21 protein-coding genes are annotated in these 20,375 nt (G+C 66.1%); 13 read left to right on the forward strand and 8 right to left on the reverse strand.

The window, feature by feature from the left end; translation table 11 throughout:
- The first annotated feature begins 140 nt into the window (after nucleotides 1-140).
- The 7 genes from ACE039_RS15020 (at nucleotide 141) to ACE039_RS15050 (ending at nucleotide 7,365) form a co-directional block, all read left to right on the forward strand.
- On the forward strand, nucleotides 141-1,745 hold the full coding sequence (locus ACE039_RS15020) for a hypothetical protein (protein ID WP_485822708.1): 1,605 nt from the start codon (nucleotides 141-143) through the stop codon (nucleotides 1,743-1,745).
- Nucleotides 1,746-1,875: 130 nt separating this feature from the next.
- A complete protein-coding gene (gene hisD / locus ACE039_RS15025; protein WP_485822709.1) occupies nucleotides 1,876-3,195 on the forward strand; it encodes a histidinol dehydrogenase in 1,320 nt (439 codons plus the stop codon).
- Nucleotides 3,192-3,959, forward strand: a complete 768-nt coding sequence (locus ACE039_RS15030; RefSeq protein WP_310034340.1) for an SDR family NAD(P)-dependent oxidoreductase — start codon at nucleotides 3,192-3,194, stop codon at nucleotides 3,957-3,959. Before hisD ends, ACE039_RS15030 begins: the two co-directional genes overlap by 4 nt.
- A complete protein-coding gene (locus tag ACE039_RS15035; protein ID WP_485822710.1) occupies nucleotides 3,956-4,969 on the forward strand; it encodes a LacI family DNA-binding transcriptional regulator in 1,014 nt (337 codons plus the stop codon). Before ACE039_RS15030 ends, ACE039_RS15035 begins: the two co-directional genes overlap by 4 nt.
- 69 nt (nucleotides 4,970-5,038) lie before the next feature.
- Complete coding sequence (locus tag ACE039_RS15040; RefSeq protein ID WP_485822711.1) at nucleotides 5,039-6,025, forward strand: Bug family tripartite tricarboxylate transporter substrate binding protein; 987 nt, start codon at nucleotides 5,039-5,041, stop codon at nucleotides 6,023-6,025.
- Nucleotides 6,026-6,057: 32 nt separating this feature from the next.
- The gene (locus ACE039_RS15045; RefSeq protein ID WP_485822712.1) at nucleotides 6,058-6,843 is read left to right on the forward strand and encodes an HpcH/HpaI aldolase family protein; all 786 of its coding nucleotides are present in this window, start codon (nucleotides 6,058-6,060) and stop codon (nucleotides 6,841-6,843) included.
- Nucleotides 6,844-6,915: 72 nt separating this feature from the next.
- A complete protein-coding gene (locus ACE039_RS15050) occupies nucleotides 6,916-7,365 on the forward strand; it encodes a hypothetical protein (RefSeq protein WP_485822713.1) in 450 nt (149 codons plus the stop codon).
- A gap of 15 nt (nucleotides 7,366-7,380) precedes the next feature.
- Here the strand turns inward: ACE039_RS15050 and ACE039_RS15055 are convergent, their stop codons facing one another.
- The 8 genes from ACE039_RS15055 to ACE039_RS15090 form a co-directional block, all read right to left on the reverse strand.
- The gene (locus ACE039_RS15055) at nucleotides 7,381-8,184 is read right to left on the reverse strand and encodes an N-acyl homoserine lactonase family protein (protein ID WP_448711430.1); all 804 of its coding nucleotides are present in this window, start codon (nucleotides 8,182-8,184) and stop codon (nucleotides 7,381-7,383) included.
- The gene (locus ACE039_RS15060; RefSeq protein ID WP_332008414.1) at nucleotides 8,181-9,413 is read right to left on the reverse strand and encodes an alpha/beta fold hydrolase; all 1,233 of its coding nucleotides are present in this window, start codon (nucleotides 9,411-9,413) and stop codon (nucleotides 8,181-8,183) included. The genes ACE039_RS15055 and ACE039_RS15060 overlap by 4 nt, the downstream gene beginning before the upstream one ends.
- Nucleotides 9,358-10,101, reverse strand: coding sequence for a GntR family transcriptional regulator (locus ACE039_RS15065; protein ID WP_485822714.1), 744 nt, complete (start codon nucleotides 10,099-10,101; stop codon nucleotides 9,358-9,360). The genes ACE039_RS15060 and ACE039_RS15065 overlap by 56 nt, the downstream gene beginning before the upstream one ends.
- Nucleotides 10,102-10,218: 117 nt before the next feature.
- Complete coding sequence (locus ACE039_RS15070) at nucleotides 10,219-10,932, reverse strand: ABC transporter ATP-binding protein (protein WP_485822715.1); 714 nt, start codon at nucleotides 10,930-10,932, stop codon at nucleotides 10,219-10,221.
- Nucleotides 10,929-11,669, reverse strand: a complete 741-nt coding sequence (locus ACE039_RS15075) for an ABC transporter ATP-binding protein (protein WP_448711433.1) — start codon at nucleotides 11,667-11,669, stop codon at nucleotides 10,929-10,931. Before ACE039_RS15075 ends, ACE039_RS15070 begins: the two co-directional genes overlap by 4 nt.
- A complete protein-coding gene (locus ACE039_RS15080) occupies nucleotides 11,662-12,630 on the reverse strand; it encodes a branched-chain amino acid ABC transporter permease (protein WP_233214205.1) in 969 nt (322 codons plus the stop codon). Before ACE039_RS15080 ends, ACE039_RS15075 begins: the two co-directional genes overlap by 8 nt.
- A gap of 5 nt (nucleotides 12,631-12,635) precedes the next feature.
- On the reverse strand, nucleotides 12,636-13,496 hold the full coding sequence (locus tag ACE039_RS15085; protein WP_105558776.1) for a branched-chain amino acid ABC transporter permease: 861 nt from the start codon (nucleotides 13,494-13,496) through the stop codon (nucleotides 12,636-12,638).
- Between the two features lie 27 nt (nucleotides 13,497-13,523).
- Nucleotides 13,524-14,744 (reverse strand): ABC transporter substrate-binding protein, encoded by a 1,221-nt coding sequence (locus ACE039_RS15090; protein ID WP_105558775.1) that lies wholly within the window; start codon nucleotides 14,742-14,744, stop codon nucleotides 13,524-13,526.
- 206 nt (nucleotides 14,745-14,950) lie between these two features.
- On the opposite strand from ACE039_RS15090, the gene ACE039_RS15095 reads away from it, so the two are divergent.
- The 6 genes from ACE039_RS15095 to otnC all read left to right on the forward strand — a co-directional run.
- A complete protein-coding gene (locus ACE039_RS15095; protein WP_105558774.1) occupies nucleotides 14,951-15,364 on the forward strand; it encodes a carboxymuconolactone decarboxylase family protein in 414 nt (137 codons plus the stop codon).
- On the forward strand, nucleotides 15,361-16,275 hold the full coding sequence (locus ACE039_RS15100; protein ID WP_485822716.1) for an NAD(P)-dependent oxidoreductase: 915 nt from the start codon (nucleotides 15,361-15,363) through the stop codon (nucleotides 16,273-16,275). The genes ACE039_RS15095 and ACE039_RS15100 overlap by 4 nt, the downstream gene beginning before the upstream one ends.
- A gap of 119 nt (nucleotides 16,276-16,394) precedes the next feature.
- On the forward strand, nucleotides 16,395-17,372 hold the full coding sequence (locus ACE039_RS15105) for a Bug family tripartite tricarboxylate transporter substrate binding protein (protein WP_485822717.1): 978 nt from the start codon (nucleotides 16,395-16,397) through the stop codon (nucleotides 17,370-17,372).
- 39 nt (nucleotides 17,373-17,411) lie between these two features.
- Complete coding sequence (locus ACE039_RS15110; RefSeq protein WP_313461873.1) at nucleotides 17,412-18,317, forward strand: amidohydrolase family protein; 906 nt, start codon at nucleotides 17,412-17,414, stop codon at nucleotides 18,315-18,317.
- Between the two features lie 33 nt (nucleotides 18,318-18,350).
- Nucleotides 18,351-19,580 carry an MFS transporter gene (locus ACE039_RS15115; RefSeq protein ID WP_105558771.1) on the forward strand — a complete coding sequence of 410 codons (1,230 nt, stop codon included), beginning with the start codon at nucleotides 18,351-18,353 and terminating at the stop codon, nucleotides 19,578-19,580.
- Between the two features lie 177 nt (nucleotides 19,581-19,757).
- Nucleotides 19,758-20,375: 3-oxo-tetronate 4-phosphate decarboxylase (gene otnC / locus ACE039_RS15120; protein ID WP_485822718.1), on the forward strand; the 618-nt coding region annotated here is incomplete at its 3' end.

Consider the following 20,375-nt stretch of genomic DNA (forward strand, 5'->3'; position numbering starts at 1 on the left):
CCCCCCCCCCCCGGGCGGTGATGGACCCGGCTCTGCCAGCGGCGCGGCGCCTCGCGCGGGCGCCGCATCGCGGACGCCGGCCAAGCTGGACCTGCCTGACGAAGAAATCACCTCGACCCGTCTTGATCTGAGGGACTGACGTGCGGCAAGCCCAGATTCGCCAACTTCTTTTCCTGATCGTCCTGACCGTCGTCTATCTGAGCTTCGAGCTGGGATTCAACGCGCGCCTGCTGGACGTGGTGGGCAGCCGCGCCACGCCGCACGATATCGAAGAACTGGAGTTCTTCGGCCGGACGCTGTCCGGCATTGCCGCGGCGCTGGTGGTCCTGCAACTGCTGTTGACCCGGCGCTTGCGCACCGGCGGCAAGCCGTCGTACTTGAAGATCGGCGTTGCCTGCGTGGTGACGGCGCTGGTGGTGTTCAGTGCCATCAAGATGCTGGTGAACGTGCTCGTGGACACCCGCGACGGCGATTTCCGCCGCATCGCCGCCAATGCCGGCTTGTTGCAGCGGTCCCTGGTGCAGGGCGATCTGCATCTGGACGGGCTGGTCGACGACGACGTCTATGCGCGGCCCGAAGGCAAGGCGTTCCTGGCCGTGTTTCAGGTGCTGCTGTCCAACATCGATAACCTGGACGAGAAGGTCGAACCCAAGAAGCGACAGGTGATCCGCACCGATCTGCAACGCCAGATGAAGACCTTCAGCTTCGACGGCCGCGACGTCCGCATGACGGCGCCGGGCATCCGCGGCTATCACCAGGTCTATACCAGCGTGATGCAGTCCGTCGCCGACCGCTGGAAGCAATATGCCGGCGTGCCGGTGGCAAACGACATCGGGCTGGCGCGCGAACAGGACCGGGCCTGGAGCGATTACCGCAGGAATTTGTCGCGACGCGGCTGGACGCCCGAGAACGTGCCGGCGCGCTATCAGGCCCGCGTGGTGCAGGACGTGCGCAAACGCATCCCCGTGCCGGGCGGCTGGCAGCCCCATGACCGCGCAACGTTCAACGAGGCGGTCGCGCAGCAATACTGGAAGACGATGCGCAGCCGCACCGTCCAGGTGGAAGGCGACGCGATTCCGCCGGGCCTGTCTTACGAAGACTTCGTGGCGCGCCCCGGCGTGCAGAAGCTGCTGCGGCAGACCCTGATGGTGCCGGCGAGCCTGAGCGTGGCGTCCAACTACACCGATGCGGCCAGCTTCAAGCGCCTGTACGACGCCATGCTGGATCGTGCCGTGGACGAGGCGATGCCGCGTTTCTCCGCCAGGAACGAGGATTTCGGTCGCGGCGGCCAGCACTACAAACTGGGCCAGGACGCCGCGCGGGCGGCGATCGTGCCGCCGGTGGCGCTGCTGTTTTCGTTGCTGGGCGCGGTGGGCCACTTTGCCAAGCTGTTGTATCTGATCGCCAAGCTGGTCGTCTGGCTGCGCACGCCGGCCGGGCAGGAGCCGGGCCGCGCCGCGACACGCGCGGCAGGCTTGGCGCTGGTGTTGACGCTGGCATGCGTCTGGACGGCGTTTTCCTTCATGCAGAACGGCGTGACGCAGAGCGAGCTGTTCCAGCAGATGTCGCGCGCCGAGTCCGGCGGCGACGACGAGTCGGTCGGCCAGGTGCTGCGCCGCCGCGTGCTGGCCAACATTGCGCACGTGGTGGTGGTGGGGCAGGCCTACACCTATCCCTTCAACGAAGCCGTGCGCACGCGCGTGCTGGGCGGTATCAAGTACGGATACCACGGCGATGCGGACTAAGCGCTTGATGCGGCGCTAGCAGGACGGTCGCCGGGCGGTATACGGGTTTTTCCCTATTTGCATACGTATGCAAGGCTTCGAAAGTGGGCGCGCTGATTCGAACCCCTAACGTTTGCAGGGCCAAAAGACCATGATCCGCTATCTGAAGCGCGGCCGGACCGCCGCCGTAAAGACCGACGACGACGCCAAGGTGCGCGCTACCGTCGAAGACATCATTCGCGACATCGAGACCCGTGGCGACGACGCCGTCCGGGACTACAGCCGCAAGTTCGACAACTGGGACCCGGCGGACTTCCGCCTGTCGCGCGCGGAAATCGAGGCCGCCCGCAAACAGTTGTCGGCGCGCGAGATCGAAGACATCAGCTTTGCGCAGGCGCAGGTGCGCAACTTTGCCCAGATCCAGCGGGATTCGATGCGCGACGTGGAAGTGGAGACCTACCCTGGCGTGGTGCTGGGCCACAAGCACGTACCGATGAATGCCGTCGGCTGCTATATCCCCGGGGGCAAGTATCCCCTGCTGGCCTCGGCGCACATGAGCGTGCTGACGGCCAAGGTGGCCGGCGTGAAGCGCGTGGTGTCGACGGCGCCGCCATACCAGGGCAAGCCGCATCCGGCCATCGTGACCGCGATGGACATGGCCGGAGCCGACGAGATCCTGGTGCTGGGCGGCGTGCAGGCCGTGGTTGCGATGGCCGTCGGAACGCCCAGCGTGGCGCCGGTGGATATGCTGGTCGGCCCGGGCAACATGTTCGTGGCCGAAGCCAAGCGGCAGTTGTATGGCCGTGTCGGCATCGACCTGTTTGCCGGTCCTACCGAGACGCTGGTGATCGCGGACGATAGCGTGGACGGAGAGTTGTGCGCGGTCGACCTGCTGGGCCAGGCCGAACATGGGCCCACGTCGCCTGCGGTGCTGCTTACCAACAGCGAACAACTCGCGCGGGATACGCTGGCCGAAGTCGAACGCCAATTGACCCTTCTGCCCACCCGCGGTATCGCCGCCCAGGCCTGGGCAGAATGCGGCGAAATCATTGTTTGCGATACCGTCGAAGAAATGTTGCAGGTCGCGGACGACCTTGCCTTCGAGCATGTGCAGGTCATGACCCGCGACCCGGACTACTTCCTGCACAACATGACGAACTATGGCGCGCTTTTCCTGGGCCCGCGCACCAATGTCAGTTTTGGCGACAAGGTGATCGGCACCAACCACACGCTGCCGACCAATCGGAACGCCCGCTACACGGGTGGACTCTGGGTAGGGAAATTCCTGAAGACCTGCACCTATCAGCGGGTGCTGACGGATGCGGCGAGCGTCACGATGGGCGAATACTGCTCGCGCCTGTGCCACATGGAGAACTTCGCCGGCCACGGCGAGCAGGCCAATATCCGCGTTCGCCGTTACGGCAGCCGGCCTGACCTGCCCTGGTACCAGCCGGTTGAGGCGCAGGCATGATTGCGCTGCCCAAAGGACCGGACTTCCGCCTGGACGGACGCCGAGCCCTGGTGACGGGCGGCAGCGGCGGTATCGGCCTGGCCGCTGCCGCCGCGCTGGGACGCGCTGGCGCGCATGTGACGGTGGCGGCCCGGCGCGAACCCGAGCTGGCGCAGGTGTGCGAAGCGCTGCGCGCCGAGGCCATCGACTGCGCCTCGCTGGTATTGGACGTGACGAATTCCGCCGCCGTCGATCAGGCGATCGCGGCAGGCGGCCCGTTCGACATCCTGGTGAACAACGCCGGGATGAATCGCCCCAAGCCGCTGGTGGAGCAGTCCGACGAGGATATCGACGCGGTGCTCGACCTGAATGTGAAGGCGGCGTTCTACACCAGCCGCGCGGTCGCGCGACGGCTGTTGAAGGAAGGCATGTCCGGCTCGATCATCAACGTGTCCTCGCAGATGGGGCATGTGGGCAGCCCCCGGCGAACGTTGTACTGCGCAAGCAAGCATGCGCTTGAAGGCATGACGCGCGCGCTGGCATGGGAACTGGGCACGGCGGGCATCCGCGTGAACACCGTATGCCCGACCTTCATCGAAACCCCCATGACGGCCGGCATGCTGGAGCAGCCCGGATTCCGCGACTGGGTGTGCGCGCGCAATGCGCTGGGCCGTGTGGGCCGCTTGGACGAAGTGATGGGCGCCATCGTATTCCTGGCCAGCGACGCGTCCAGCCTGATGACCGGCAGCGCGTTAATGCTGGACGCCGGATGGACAGCCGCATGAAGATCGCGCCGCGCGCCCAGGACGTGGCGGATCTGGCCGGCGTCTCGCAGTCCGCCGTCAGCCGGACCTTCACCCCTGGGGCCAGCGTCTCGGAAGAGACGCGCCGCAAGGTGCTTGCCGCCGCGCAGAAGCTGGGATACCGGCCCAACGCGCTCGCCCGCAGCCTGATCACGCGGCGCAGCCGCATCGTGGCGCTGGTGATGAGCTATCTGGAGAACCAGTTCTATCCGCTGGTGATCGAAAAGCTCTCGCAAAAGCTGCAGAAAGAGGGCTACCACGTGCTGATGTTCATCGCGGAAGTCGATGAGGCGGCCGACGGCGTGCTGGCGGAAATCCTGCAATACCAAGTGGACGGAATCGTCATGGCGTCGGCCATGCTGTCCTCGAATGTGGCGCGCAGCTGCGCGGAGGTCGGCGTGCCGGTGGTGCAGTTCAATCGGGTGTCCATCCTGGGCGGGCTGGCGCGGCATGCCAGCAGCTCGGTCACGTCCGACAACTACGCGGGCGGCCAGATGGCGGCGCAATTGCTGGTCGCGCGCGGCTATCGGCGTTTTGGCTATCTGGCGGGCCTGGAAGATTCTTCGACCAGTATTGAACGCGAACGCGGCTACCGCGATGGGCTGCGCGAACTGGGCCATGCCGTGCACCGGCGTGAAGCCGGCCACTACGATTTTGACCGGGCGCAGGCCGCCGTGCGACGGATGTTCGCCGACGATGCGCCGGACGCGTTGTTTGCCGGCAATGACCACATGGCGATCGCGGCGCTGGATGTGCTGCGCCAGGAACTTCGCCTGCGCGTCCCGCAGGACGTCGCCGTCGTGGGCTTTGACGATGTGCCGCAGGCGGCGTGGGGCGCCTACCGCCTGACGACGATTCGCCAACAGGTCGAGCCGATGGTCGAGGCCACAGTCGGCTTGCTGCGCGAGCAGATGCAAGCAGAATTGCGCCCGCGCGACATCGTCGTGCCGTGCAGCCTGATTGAACGCGCCACGGTCCGGGCAGGGCCTTGAAACGATTTTTGGCAACACCTTGAAAGCGCGCGCAGACCGCGCTCATGATCAATCGCAGGAGACACACGCATGCGCAGCATTTTTGTACGTACCCTGACCGCCGTTGCGGCGGTCGGGCTGACCGCCTCCCTCGCCCACGCCCAAGGCGGGGCGCCGGCCTGGCCGGCCAAGACCATTCGTTATGTGGTGCCGTTTTCGCCGGGAGGCGTATCCGACGGCGTCGCGCGCCTGATGGCCGAGCAACTGAGCGTTCGGCTGGGGCAGTCGGTGATCGTGGAGAACAAGCCCGGCGTGTCCGGCATCGTGGGCACGCAGTTGGTGGCCCGCGCGGAACCAGACGGCTACACGCTGGTGGGCGGCACCATCACCACGCATGCCGTCAATCCGTTCTTCATCAAATCGCTTGGCTATGATCCGGTCAAGGATTTCACGCCGGTGGCGCTGGTGGGCATGGTCAGCAATGCGTTGGTGGTACGAGCCGACAGCCCGTTCAATACGGTGCAGCAGGTTATCGATGCCGCGCGTGCGAAGCCCGACGAGCTGACTTACGGCACGGCGGGGGCGGGCACGTCGCAGCATCTGTCGGGCCAGCTTTTTCAGTCCATCTCGGGCACGCGACTGCGGCAGATCGTCTACAAGGGCGGCTCGCAGTCGATGGTGGACCTGATCGGCGGCCAGATCGACATGGTGTTTGAAACCGTGGCGGCGGCCCGCCCCATGATTGATTCCAAGCGCGTCAAAGTGCTGGGCGTGACGTCGGCGGCGCCGCTGGCGGACTTGCCCGGCGTGAAGCCGCTGGCGGAACTGGGGCTGCCGGGATTCCAGATGCAGTCCTGGCAGGGCATCTTCGCGCCCGCCTCCACGCCGGCGCCCGTGGTCGATCGCCTGGCCCGCGAAGTGGCGGCCATCGTGGCCAGCCCGGATGTGCGCGCCAAGCTGATGATGCTGGGCGTGGCGCCGGACGGCCGCGGCTCTGCGCCGTTCGCGCAATTCCAGCGCAGCGAAATCGATAAATGGGGCAAGGTGATCAAGGATGCCGGCATCCAGGCCGATTGATCCCCGCGTGTGACCTTTCCCAGGAGACTTGCATGACTGATTCCCGTTTTCCCCTGGATGGCCGTCTGCCGGATATGCTGCGCAGCGGCAAGCCGCTGCGGGGCCTGTTCAACGGTTTGCCCAGCCCGGCCATCGTCGAGATGTGCGCCTACGCCGGGTTTGACTTCATCATTCTCGACAACGAGCACGGCAGCGCCGACTTTGGCGTGACCGAACACATGCTGCGCGCGGCCCGGGCGGCAGGCATCGCCGCCGTGGTGCGCTGCTTTGAACACGATCTGCCGCGCATCCTGGACATGGGGGCCGGTGCGGTGCAGGTGCCGATGGTGGAAAGCGCCGAGCAGGCGCGGCGGCTTGTTTCCCTGGTTCGCTATCCGCCGTTGGGCCGCAGGGGAAGCGCCTTCAGTACGCGGGCGGCCGGTTATGGCGCGTTTGGCGGCGCCGGCCACACGCAGCGCAGCAACGACGGCATCGCTTTCATCGCCATGATCGAAACACCCGAAGCCATCACTGCTGCCGCCGAGATTGCCGCGGTGGAGGGCGTGGACGCGGTGTTCATCGGGCCCAATGACCTGGCGCACGCGATGGGCCATGGCAGCGACTGGACGGCGGCGCCTGTGCAACGCGCCATCGAGCAGGGCCTCAACGCCATCGCCGCCGCGGGAAAGTGCCCCGGCATTATTGCGCTGACGCCCGCCGACGAGGAAAAGTACGGCGCATTCGGCGCCCGCTATTTCGCCAACGTTTCGACCAGCATCATTACCCGCGCGCTGGCGCAGGCGGCATCCGCCGGGCGGGATACGCAGTTGAAGTATTGATCCTGGCGGCATGGCGGGAAATCCGCCTACACTTGCCGGTCTCGTTCCCGCCGACCTTCGCAAGGAAACCCCATGACCGCACGTGCCGCCTGGTTCCTGTCCTGCCTGCTTTTCGCGGGCGCCGCCCACGCCGGGTCCGCGCCGGCCGAACTATCCTGCGTGTCGGAAAGCGGCAAAGTGGCGCTGAAGGGGGTTATTCCGTCGCCGTCGTCAGAGGAGCTGAACATCAAACTCAGCTATTTCGACGCGACCTTGACGTTCACTTCGGATACCGCCTCCATCAACTACCTGGTGTCGGATTTTCCGCAATCGGTGTTCACGCTGCTGGTGCCGTCCGGGGACACGGCGTTGACGCTCTATGCATTGCCGTCCAGCGTGGCGGTTGGAAAGAACGCCACCGGAGACATCGTGGGCACGTTCCAGGCCAAGCTGACGGCGCCTCGGCCGCGTTCGACCGCCGGCGCGCAGAACGACAGCCCGTTGAAGGCCACGCTGAAATGCGACTACCGCTATTCGCTGTAGTTGCAGGCCAGGTGGCTACGAGGCGGGCGTGCCGGATAGATGCAGCGCCACCACTTCCGTGTCACCGTTGCGGAAGGCAGGATAGCGGTTGCGGACCAGCGGGTCGTGGCCCGGAATGACGTGGTCCGGGGATTCCGCGTGCTTCAGCAGCGTTTCGTAGCCGGCCAGCATGTCGGCCACGTTCAGCACGATCGGAAACGGCGCGTCCAGCCCCATGTTGTCGTAGTAGTGGCTGGCGTCGGACGCCAGCACGATCCAGCCGCGCGCCGTGTGCACGCGCACTGACTGCAGGCCTTGCGTGTGCCCGCCGATGTGCAGCAGTTGCAGGCCCGGCGCGATCTCGTCGTGGCCGTGATAGAAAGCCACGCGCTTGTCATAGACGCCGCGCACCACGTCGACCACGTCTTCCACCGCGTAGGCGTGGCGCAGCATGTCGAAGCGCATGTTGCACCCGCAGGCGTAGTGCAGCTCGCTTTCTTGCAGATGCAGCCGGGCGTGCGGCAGCTTGCGGATATTGCCGGCGTGGTCGTAGTGCAGATGCGTGACGATCACGTCCTGGATGTCGGCGGGGGCGATGCCCAGCGTTTTCAAGGCGTCGATGGGGCAGCGCAGGAATTCGCGGCCCCGGGCACGGGCGGCCGATTCGTTAAAGCCGGTGTCGACCAGCCAGACGCGCGCGCCGTGGCGGATGACCCAGACGAAATAGTCCATGGGCATCGGCCCGTCGTGGGGGTCGGGCGGCGTGATGAAGTTCTGTCCGCGGTGGCGGGCGACCGTGGCGTAGCGCAAGGCATAGACTTCGTGGTTGGGCAGCGTCATGCGAATCCCCCTGTGGTGCGGATGTGGTCGAGTTCGGGCCGCAGGTAGTCCAGCAGGCGTTGCGGGTTCTCGACCATCGGGAAGTGGCCCAGCTCGGGCATGGCGGTGAAGCGCGCGCCGGGGATCCGCGCAGCGACGCGACGGCTGTCTTCCGGGCTGGCGGAGTAGTCGTAGGCGCCCGTCAGCAACGACACGCCGAAGCGGTGGGCGTCCAGGCCAGCCAGGTGTTCGGCGGCGTCGAAGTCTTCGCTGTAGAACCACAGGTCATTGGCGTACACATTGAAGCCCCCTTGCGCGTAGATCCAGGCGGCGTCGCGGCGCGCTTCCAACGTGGCTGCCGGCCCCATCAACCCGCGCACATAGGCGGGGTTGTGCGCCGCCTGGTTGACCTGTGGATGGCAAAGCATCGGCGTGCGCCGTCCGGTGGCTTTCCAGGGCGCTTCCAGCGCCACCACGCCCGCCACGTCGTCCGGACTGCGGGCGGCGGCAACCAGCGCCATCGCGGCGCCCATCGAGCAACCCAGCAACACGGCGGGGCGGCCAACCAATTGGCGGATGACCGCCACGCACGTCCGCAGATAGGCGTCGCGGGTCAGTCCCGTTTCGGTCCACGCCTGGCCGGGCTGCGGCATGCTGCGCCCGTGGCCGGGCATGTCGAAGGCGATCATGCGCCATTGGCCGCGCAGGCCGGGGTCCGCCATCAGCGCGTGGTACTGGCGCGAATCGGCGCCCGCGGTGTGCAGCATCAGCAGCGGCGGGCCGTCGGGCAGGCCGCTGGTCTCGTAGTACAGGGACGTGGACGCCAAGCCCAGGTCGAGCGTGGCGTAGTGGCCGGTGATGGCGCTGCGGTCCAGCAGGGCGGGCGCCGCGTGGAGCTGTCCGCGCAGGATCTCGAACAGTCGTTCCAGGGGATGCAGGGCCTGGGCGATGGCCAGTGCGTCGCCTTTCACGCGCAGGCCGTGGGCCTGGCGGTGGGCGGCGGTGAAGGAGTGATAGCCGGGCGGTGGCGAGGGATCAAGCAGTTTGCGCCAGGTGTCCGGCGGGGCGCTGATGACGAGGCATTGCGACGGGGCGGCGGGTTGGCCCGCCCAGGCAGGGACCCGGTCTTCGGGATCCGCGCCGGCCTGCAGCCAGATGGCGCACGGCAGGCCCCTGGCTGCGGCGATGAATTCGCTATCCTGCTGTGCCAGGGCCGCCGCGGCCCTCAGTTCCTGGACGATCGCCTTCACGTGTTGATGCCTCCTCTTGTTGGCGCCTGAGTACTTCCAGCGCAGTGCGTTCCGCGTTCACGATATGGCTCTGCGCGGCCGCCTGGGCGCCTTGTGGATCCCGAGCCTGGATGCGCTCGAAGATATGGTCGATTTCGGCCATGCTTTCCGGCAGCCGGTCGGCGCGTGCGAACGAGGTCGCGCGCAACAGATTGATGCGCGACAGCAGGCCGGGCAGCATGTCCTTGATCAGATCGTTATCGCAGCCCGATAGCAGCACGTCGTAGAAATCGCGTTTGGCCGCCAGCAATGCCGATTTATTGCTGCCCTTGGCCTGACGGTGCAGCGCGTCCACGGCTTTGCGCAGGCGTTCGACGTCGGGGTCGCTGGCCAGCCGCGCGAATTCGTGCGCGGCAAAGCCTTCCAGCAGGGCGCGCAGCGCATACAGGTCGCGGGCGGCTTTTTCAGTGATGCGCACCACCGTCGGGCCGCGGTGCGGCTCGATCGAGATCAGGCGTTCGGCCTCCAGCGTGCGCAGCGCTTCGCGCAGCGTGCTGCGGCTGATGTTCAGCTGTTCGCACAGCTCGGCCTCGCGCAGGCGTTCCCCGCCCTTGATGCGTCCGTCCATAATGGACGTGCGCAGGAATTCCTCAACGCGGGTGCGCAAGGTGGTGGGTTTTTCGAATACTGCGCCGGTGGGGGTGGGCATGGCTGTCTCTCGCTTAGCGTAACGGCGGGCGCGGGTGGCAGCGGGGGCTTTTGGCCCGGCTGCGGCGAACCGCCGGTTCAACGTAAAGACGCAATATATCCCGCCGGCGCGCCATCGCTATAACCCGAGGTAGGCGGCGCGCACGCGGCTGTCTTCCAGCAGCGCGCCGCTGGGGCCGGACAGCACCATGGAACCGGATTGCAGCACGTAGGCGTGTTCGGCCACCGACAGCGCCAACCGGGTGTTTTGCTCAACCAGCAGGATGGTCAGGCCGCTGCGGTGGATGTCGATCATGGCCTGGTGCATTTCCTCGACGACCTTGGGCGCCAGGCCGTGGCTGGGTTCGTCCAGCAGCAACAACCGGGGTTCCAGCATCAGCGCGCGCCCGAACGCCACCATCTGCTGTTCACCGCCGGACAGCGTGCCTGCCTGCTGCCGGCGCCGTTCATGCAGCCGCGGGAACAGGGCGTAGACACGATCGCAACTGCGCTTGAGGCCCGCCGTGTCATGGCGGCGGGTGTAGCCGCCCAGGGTCAGGTTTTCCTCGACCGTCATTTCCGGAAAGACGTGGCGGCCTTCCGGCACGTGGGCAATGCCCAATTCCGGGATGCGGTGCGGCGGCAGGCGCAGGATGTCGCGGCCGTCGAAGACGATGCTGCCGCTGACCTTGTCCAGCAGCCCCGAGATGCAGCGCAACAGCGTGCTTTTGCCCGCTGTGTTGGCGCCGACGACCGCGATGAAACCGCCTTCGGGCACGTCCAGCGAGACGTCGTGCAGCACCGGGCTGCGGTCATAAGAGGCGGTCAGCCCCTGGATCTGCAACAGGCTCATGCGGCCACCCCCGCCTGTTCCAACGATTTGCCCAGGTAGACCTCGATCACGGTTGGGTCGGACGCGATGTCGGCGGGGCTGCCTTCGGCGATCTTCTGGCCGAAGGACAGCACCAGGATGCGGTTGCACAGCCGCATGATGGCACGCATGTGATGCTCGACCACGATGAAGGTGATGCCCGCTTCGTCGCGCAGCGTGCGGATCAGGTCCAGCATCGCGTCCATCTCGGATTCGTTCAGCGCCGCCATCACTTCGTCCAGCAGGAAGACCTTGGGGGCGGTGCACAGCGCGCGTGCCAGTTCCACCCGGGCTTGCTCGGGAAACGAGAGTTCGCCAGCCGGCTTGGCCGCAATGGCGGACAGGCCGACGCGGTCGAGATTGTCGCGCGCCACCTGGCGGGCATGTGGCACGTCGTGACGCAGCAGGCCGCCGACCAGCACGTTGTCCAGCACGGTCATTTCGGGAAACAACGCCACGTTCTGGAACGTCTTGGTCATGCCGCGCGCCGCGATCTGATGGGGGCGCAGGCCGCTGACGTCCTGGCCGTCCAGTTCGATGCGGCCGCCCTGGCTGGCGTACAGGCCCACCAGCAGATTGAACAAGGTGGTCTTGCCGGCGCCATTGGGGCCGATCAGGCCCAGGATGTCGCCGCGCGCCACGCTGAAAGACACGTCGTCCACGGCTTTCAGGCCGCCGAAGCGGCGCTGCACGTTGGAAACCTTCAGGATGTCAGGCATGCTGGCCCCGCCTAAGGTTGCAGAGCCGCGTCCACAGCGCCGACAGGCCGCGCGGCTCGATCAGGATGATGGCGATCAGGATCAGCCCGAACGCCAGTTGCGAAACGCCCGCCGTATGGCCGGACAGCCAGTCGTTGAACGTTTCTTCCAGCGGAATGATGACCAGGGCGCCGATCAGCGGGCCGGCCACCGTGCCCACGCCGCCGATGATGCAGATCAGCGCCACGCGCACCGAGATGCCCACCAGCGAGAACACGGTGTCCGGATCGAAGAAGTAGATGAACTGCGCGTACAGGGTGCCGCAGGCGCCCATCAGCGCGGCCGAGATCACGGCGGCCAGGATGCGCGTGCGTGCCGTGTCCACGCCGATGACCTCCGCCGCTTGCGGATTGGCCTTCACGGCGCGCAGGCGATAGCCCAGGCGCGAACGGCTGATCAGCGCGAAAACCACCGACGTGACCAGCGCGGCGCCCAGCATCAGGTAGTAGTACGGGATGCTGGACTTGAACTGCATCTGCGCCACGCCTTCCGAAAACGGGATCGACAGGCCGACCGGCCCGCCCGTCACCGATGCCCAGGTGTTGGCGATGGCGCGCAGCACTTCGCCGAACGCCAGCGTGGCCAACGCAAAGTAGTGGCCGCGCAGCCGCATGGTGGGCAGGCTGAGCAGGGCGCCCGCCACGGCCGCTACCGCCATCGCGGCCACGATGCCCAGCCATGGCGAAATGCCGAATCGCATCAGCAGCAGTGTCGAGGTGTAGGCGCCCAGACCGAAGAAGGCCGCATGCCCCAGCGAAATCTGGTTGGCCAGGCCGCCCACGATGTTCCAGGACTGGCCCATCGCGGCAAACAGCAGCACCAGCGTCAGGACGCGGATGCCATAGCCTTGGTCTTCCATCAGCCAGGGGGCGGCCAGTGCGATGGCCAATAGCGCGGCCCACGGCAGGGATTGTCGAGTCATGGCCATCAGGCAGCCCTTTTCAAAAGACCTTCCGGGCGCACGGCCAGGACAAGGATGAAGATGGCGAACAGCACCAGGTTCTGCAACTGCATGGGCAGCACCAGCGACGACAGCGACTGGATCACGCCGACCGCGACCCCGCCCACCACCGCGCCCATGACGCTGCCCAGCCCGCCCAGCACCACCGCCGTGAACATCAGCACGCTGAATTGCGCGCCGACGGTGGTCGACGCAGTGAGGTAGGGCAGGATGATGCCGCCGCCCAAGGCCGTCAGGCCCACGCCCAGTCCGAAGGCCAATTGATGGACGCGATGGGTAGAGATGCCCGACAGCCGGGCAGCCATCGGATCCTGCGCCGTCGCGCGCACCGCCATGCCCCACCAGGTTTTTTTCAGCACCCACCACAGCGTCAACCCCGCCACCGACGCCACGATGAAAGCCAGCAGATAGGGCGCGCTGAGGAGGATCGGGCCGACCGCCAGCGCCGTCATCTGATAGGGCGTCTGCACCGAGCGGAACTCGGAACCGAACAGGATCAGGGCCAGGTTCTCCATCACGATGAGCAGGCCCACCGTCAGGAAGATCTGCGCCACCGCCGGCGCCTTCAACACGCGGTCGATCAGGAACTTCTGCGTCAGCACGCCCAGCACGAAGGCCACCGCGAACGACAGCAACGACCCGAGGAGCGGGTCCAGCCCCAGCAATTTCCAGGCGAAGTACGCCACGAACATGCCCACCATCAGGAATTCGGCCTGGGCGAAGTTGACGATGGAGACCACGCCGAAGACCAGTGTCAGTCCGATCGAAATGACCGCATACACGCCGCCCAGCAAAATGCCGTCCACCAGTGCCTGCAAGAATTGCATGACCGTCCTCCGGTTCGCGCCGAGCGCTCAGTTGGCGGTGATGACGCGGCCCTTGGCCAGCGCTTGCGGCCACACCGAGACCAACTCGTTGTTTTGCCACTGGACCATGATGGGTTGGGCCAGGGTGTTCAGGCCGTTGGCGTCGAAATGCACGCCGCCGCCCGACATCACGCCGGCCCAGCCCTGGTCGTATTTCTGCGCGCGCAGCGCTTTGGATACCGCCTCGGGCTTATCGGACGCCGCCACTTCCAGGGCCTGGGCCAGCACGCCGGCGCATACCGCGTGTTCCAGGGCCTCGTGCGGCATGAAGGTACCGAAGCGCTTGCGGTAGCGCTCGGTATAGGCCGGCGCCTGGTCGTAATTGGCCGGTGCGATGGACAGGACGGCTTGGGAATAGGGGCCCAGCGCTTTCGCAAAGTCGGGAATCACATAGCCCGCCGCGCCGCCCACGATGGGCACGGTCAGGCGTTGCTGGCGCATCACCCGGATGATCAACAGGCTGTCGTTCAGGTAGGAAATCGGGAACACGATCTGGGCGTCGGATGCGCGCAGCTTGCTGATCAGCGGGGTGACGTCGGTGATGCCCAGCGGATAGGCTTCATCCAGCACGATTTGCGCACCGGCCGCCTTGGCGGCATTGCGCACGCCCACGGCTTGCGAGGTGCCGTAGGCCGTGTCTTCGTACAGCAGCGCGATTTTCTTGATGGCGGATGCGCCCGCCACGACGGACGCCGCATAGTCGTATTGCGCGCGGCCCAGCACCGAGCCCTTCGATACCACCTGGAAGATGTGTTTGAAACCGCGTTCCGTCAGCACGTCCGAAAACGACATCGTCAGCAGCGGGATGCCACGGCGTTCGGTCACTTCGGACACGGCCAGCGTCAGCGACGACGCATAGGCGCCAATCAGCGCCACGCAACGATTCTGCGTGATCAGGCGCTGCGCCACGGTGGCCGCCGTGGTGGGCTGCGAGGTGGCATCGGCGATAACCAGCTTGAGCTTGGCGCCGCCCAGCGACTTGATGCCGCCCGCCGCGTTGATTTCGTCCGCGGCAAGTTCAAGGCCCTGCCGCGAATTGATGCCGAACTGCGCATTCGCGCCCGACAACGGCAGGATCACGCCGACGTTGATATCGGCCGGCGCCGCCAGCGCACGGCCGGGCAGGGTGGCCGCCAGCGCGACCGCGCCCAGTCCAGCGACAAATTCCCGGCGCCCGTGGCGCAGAGCCTGCGTGGGGTTGCTTTTCATGCTTGTCTCCTGGCTTTTTGTGGAATGGGGCGCACGGCAGCCAGCCCGGCGCTTTGCCGCATTATTGTGTTCATTTTTTAAGCAGTCAAGCATATTGTCAGACAATCCGACTGTTGACGGGCGGACAAAAATTGACTGACAATCAGACAAAACAGACCGAGCACAAGCCGGTTCGACGCCCGTCATCATCACTAAACGAGGAACCTATGGCAGACATCCAATCCGAAACCCAAGCCCTGTTCGACCAAGGCCTGAACCTGCGCCGCGAAGTGCTGGGCACCGAGTACGTGGACGGGTCCCTGGCCCGCGCCAACGACTTCATGATGGCCTTCCAGCACATCACCACCGAGTGGTGCTGGGGCTACACCTGGGGCCGTCCGGGTCTGGAAAAGAAGACGCGCAGCATGCTGAACCTGGCCATGCTGACGGCGTTGAATCGCCCGGCCGAAATCAAACTCCACGTCAAAGGCGCGCTGAACAATGGCGTGACCGTTGAAGAGATCAAGGAAATCCTGCTGCAGGCCACCGTGTATTGCGGCATCCCCGCCGGCCTGGATGCCTTCAAGGTTGCCAACCAGGTGCTGGAAGAAGAGGGCGCCTTCAAGGCGCAGCAAGCATGAACGCCCCGCAAGAACGGGTGGGGCTCGTCGGCATCGGCAGCATGGGCTGGCCGATGGCCGCGCGCCTGGTGCAGGCCGGCTATGCGGTGACGGTGTTTGACGCCGTGCCGGGCCAGGCCGACAAATTCGCGCAGGACGTGGGTGGCCAGGCCGCCGCCACCTGCGCCGCGCTGGCAGCGCAATCCGACATCGTTTTCACGATGTTGCCCACCAGCGCCATCGTGGAACAGGTGCTGAGCGGCGAACAAGGGCTGCTGGCCGGCCTGCGCCCGGGCAGCGTCGTCGTCGAAATGAGCTCTGGCGTGCCCGCGCATACGCAGCGGCTTGCCCAGGCGGTGGCCGCCGCCGGCAGCCAGATGGTGGACGCGCCCGTGTCGGGCGGGGTGCCGCGCGCACGCACCGGCGACCTCGCGATCATGTTCGGCGGTCCTGCCGCCACGCTGGAACGTGTGCGCCCGGCGCTGTCGGCGATGGGCACGTCGATCACCGCCGTCGGCGACGTGGGTAGCGCCCACGCCATGAAGGCGTTGAACAACCTGGTATCGGCCGGCGGCTTCCTGATCGGCGTCGAAGCCATGTTGATCGGCCAGCAGTTCGGCCTGGACCCCAACGTGATCGTCGATGTGCTCAATGCGTCCACGGGCATGAACAATTCCACGCAAAAAAAGTTCAAGCAGTTCGTGCTGTCGCGCCAGTTCAATTCGGGCTTCGGCCTGGACCTGATGGTCAAGGACCTGGGCATTGCGCTGGGCATTGCCACCGATACCGGCACGCCCACGCCGTTCGCGTCGCTGTGCCGCGAATTGTGGGCCTCCGCAGGCAAAACCCTGGGCAAGGGCCAGGACCACACCGCCGTCGCGCGCCTGTCCGAGCAACTGGCGGGCGTGGAACTGGCCGCCAGGAAAAGCTAGGCCGCTTCAACCACGGCGTGGCTGCGGCCGCGCCGTCTTTTCAACCTGCATCACCAAAAAAACCGCCAAGACAAGGTGGAGGGCCGGCTGTTGCCGGCAGAAACAGCGAGGAGCAAAACATGAAGAAGACTTTTCTGGCGACCCTGGGCGCCGGCCTGATCGCGCTTGCCGCCAACGCGTCCGCGCAGAACTACCCCACGCGCCCCATCTCGATGGTGGTGCCGTACGCGGCGGGGGGATCCACTGACGGATTGGCCCGCATCGTGGCGCAAGCCATGGGCGAGAACCTGGGCCAGACCGTCGTGGTGGAAAACATGGGCGGCGGCGGCACCATGATCGGCAACCAGCGCGTGACTCGCGCCGCGCCAGACGGCTACACCGTCACCTTCGGCAATATGGGGTCGCTGGCCATCGCGCCGTCGCTATACCCCAAGAGCAAGTTCGATCCGCGTCGCGACATGAGCGCGATCGGGCTGGTGGCGACGGTGCCGATGGTGCTGTCCGTCAGCAAGAAAAGCGGCATCGCCACGCTGTCTGACTTCGTCGAGCGCCTGAAGAAGCATGGCGCCGACGTGAACTTCGGCAATGCCGGGTCCGGCTCAACAAGCCATATCGCGGCGGCCTATTTCATGCACGTGACCCATACGCAAGGGATGCAGATTCCCTACCGGGGCGCGGGCCCGGCGATTGCCGACCTGATGGCCGGCACGGTGGACGCGGTGATCGACCAGACCGTCACGATGATCCCCATCCACGAAGCCAAACGCGTCACGGCGCTGGCCGTGGCCTCCCCTGCGCGGCTGCCGCAGATCCCCGATGTGCCGACGTTCGCGGAAGGCGGCGTGCCGGATTTCAACATGAGTGTCTGGAACGGCATCGCCGCGCCGGCCGGCACGCCGCCCGCCGTGATCGCGCGGCTGGAACAGGCCTTGGCGGCCGCGCTGAAGAGCCCTGGCGTACGCGAATCGCTGGACAAGCTGGCGGCTCAGGCGCCAACCGAAAAAGAGCAGGGCGCGGCGGCTTTTCAGGCGCTGATCGCCCGCGACGTGCCGAACTTCGCGGCCTTGATCAAGGATGCCGGCATCACGGTAAATTGAACCTTCCTTTGGTTCGATTCCATTCTGGGAGATCCACGCATGTGTCCGACCCTTTCCGATGCTTCCGCGCAGGAAGCGCCCCTGTGCCTGGCGCCCTTGCCCGAGATGGACGCCGCCACCTTTGACATACCGCCCGGCGCCTGCGATACGCACGCGCATGTGGTGGCCGCGGATGCCGCCGCCTATCCGCTGGTGCCGGAGCGCACCTACACGCCACCGCCCGCGCCGGAGTCCGCTTACCTGGGCATGTTGAAACAAACCGGCATGGCGCGCGGCGTGCTGGTGCAGATCAGCGTTTACGGCACCGACAACCGCTACATGCTGGAGGTGCTGCGCCGCCATCCCGACCAGTTGCGCGGCATCGGCGTGGTGGCCCCGACCGTGACGGACAGCGAGCTGGCGGACATGCATGCTGCGGGCGTGCGCGGCTTGCGCATCAATGTGCTGTTCGGCGGCGGTATCGGCTTTGACGCGATGGAGACCTTGGCGCATCGCATTGCCGGTCTGGGCTGGCACATGCAGTTTTTGATGGATGCGCGTCAGTTGCCCGAGCTTCTGCCGCGCATGCGCAAGCTGCCGGTGCCGGGCGTGGTGGACCACATGGGTCACATGCCCGTCGCCGAGGGGGTGGGCAGCGCCGGCTTCCAGGCCTTGCAGCATCTGGTCCGGGACCATGGCTGGTGGGTCAAGCTGTCCGGCGCCTACCGCATCAGCGACCGCTTCGACGATTTCAGCGACGTGGTGCCGTGGGCACAGGCGCTGATCGAGACGGCGCCCGACCGCATGCTGTGGGGCAGCGACTGGCCGCACGTGCATCAGACGCGCATGGTCAACACCGGCCGGCTGCGCAATCAGCTGGCGTTGTGGGCGCCGGATGCTGCCCTGCGCCATCGCATTCTGGTCGACAACCCCGAACGGCTGTACGGCTTTTCGCCGGCGCGGTAATCCCGGGAAACCGAACCCTCCAAGAGGCAAACCATGCAATGGTATAGAGAGCTGAACAAGACGGAACGGCGCACCTTCATCGCCGCGTTCGGGGGCTGGGCCATCGACGCCCTGGACTTCATGGTGTTCACCTTCGTGATCGCCACGCTGATGACGTTGTGGGGCATCGATAAAGGCCAGGCCGGCATGCTGGGCACCGTCACGCTGCTGTTTTCCGCCATCGGCGGATGGCTGGCGGGCATCCTTGCCGACCGGTACGGCCGTGTCCGCGTGCTGCAATACACGATCCTGTGGTTTTCGGCGTGCACGGTGGCCATCGGCTTCGCGCAGAATTTCGAGCAGCTATTCGTGCTGCGGGCCTTGCAGGGCCTGGGTTTCGGCGGCGAATGGGCCGTCGGCTCGGTGCTGATGGGCGAAATCGTGCGGGCCGAACACCGAGGCAAGGCCGTGGGCACCGTGCAAAGCGGTTGGGCCGTTGGATGGGGCGTCGCGGCCATCCTGTACACGGTCGCGTTTTCCATCCTGCCCGCGGAATGGGCCTGGCGCAGCCTGTTCTGGGTGGGCGTGCTGCCGGCCTTCCTGGTGCTGTACATCCGCAAGAACGTGCCCGAACCCGAGGTGTTCCAGCGCGCCCAGGCCAAGGTGCAGGCCGGTGAGGCCCGGGCCTCGTTCTGGACGATCTTCTCGCCCGCGCTGTTGAAGACCACGGTCATCACCGCCGTGCTGTGCACCGGCGTGCAGGGTGGCTACTACGCCATCACCACCTGGTTGCCGACCTACCTGAAGGTTGAGCGCCAACTGTCCGTATTGAATACCGGCGGGTACCTGATGGTGATCATCTTCGGATCGTTCTGCGGGTACATCGCGGGCGCTTATCTGGCCGACCGCTTGGGCCGCCGCGCCAACCTGTTGATCTTCTCGGTGCTGTCCACGGCCAGCGTCTACGTCTACACGCAATTGCCGCTGACCGACGGCCAGATGCTGTTCCTGGGCTTTCCGCTGGGCTTTGCCGCGTCTGGCATCTTCAGCGGAATCGGCGCTTATCTGACGGAACTGTTCCCGTCCGGGGTGCGCGCATCGGGGCAGGGGTTTGCGTATAACTTCGGCCGCGGCGTGGGGGCGCTATTCCCCAGCCTGGTGGGATTCCTGAGCCAGACGCACGGCCTGGGTTGGGCAATCGGGGCATTCGCCACGGGCGCTTACGCGGTGGTGATCGTGACGGCGCTGCTGTTGCCCGAAACCAAGGGACGCGTGCTGGAGTGATGCCTGCGCGCCCGTTTTTTTGAACAGATACGGGTTTACCCGGTATCTGTTCAAAAGCCATAATTTGTATGATGACCCGATAACTTCTATTCAAGAGACAGGTCATCATGCTGGTTGCGCCGCCGACTTTCCCGCCGCTTTCCTGGCGGTCCCGCCCCTGCGTGCCGGGGGCGTTCCATGACTGAAGAATCCCGCGTTCGCGAAGACATCTGCACTGTCGGCGCCAGCCTCTACAACCGTGGCTACACCGTGGGCGCGGCCGGCAACATCAGCGCCCGCCTGGACGACGGCTGGCTGATCACGCCTACTGACGCCTGCCTGGGCCGGCTGGACCCGGCGGAACTGGCCAAGGTCGACCTTGGCGGCCAATGGATCTCGGGCGCCAAGCCGTCCAAGACCCTGGTGCTGCATCAGGGCATCTACCGCGCCAGCCCCGAATCGCGCGGGATCGTCCACACGCACTCCACGCACCTGGTCGCCCTGACGCTTGCCGGCGTCTGGCGGCCCGACGAGGTGCTGCCGCCCCTTACCCCGTATCAGGTCATGAAGGTGGGCCGCATCCCGTTGATCGGCTATCGCCGCCCCGGCGATCCGCAAGCCGCCGCCGAGGTGGCCGCGGTGGCGGGGCAAGTCCGCGGCGCGCTGTTCGAGCGCCTGGGCCCGGTGGTGTGGGAACGCTCGGTCGCGCACGCGTCCCATGCGCTGGAAGAACTGGAAGAAACGGCTCGCCTGTGGCTCATGAGCCACCCCCGGCCCGCGCCGTTATCCGCCGACGCCATTGAAGAACTGCGCGCG

Source organism: Achromobacter maghribensis, assembly GCF_057334215.1.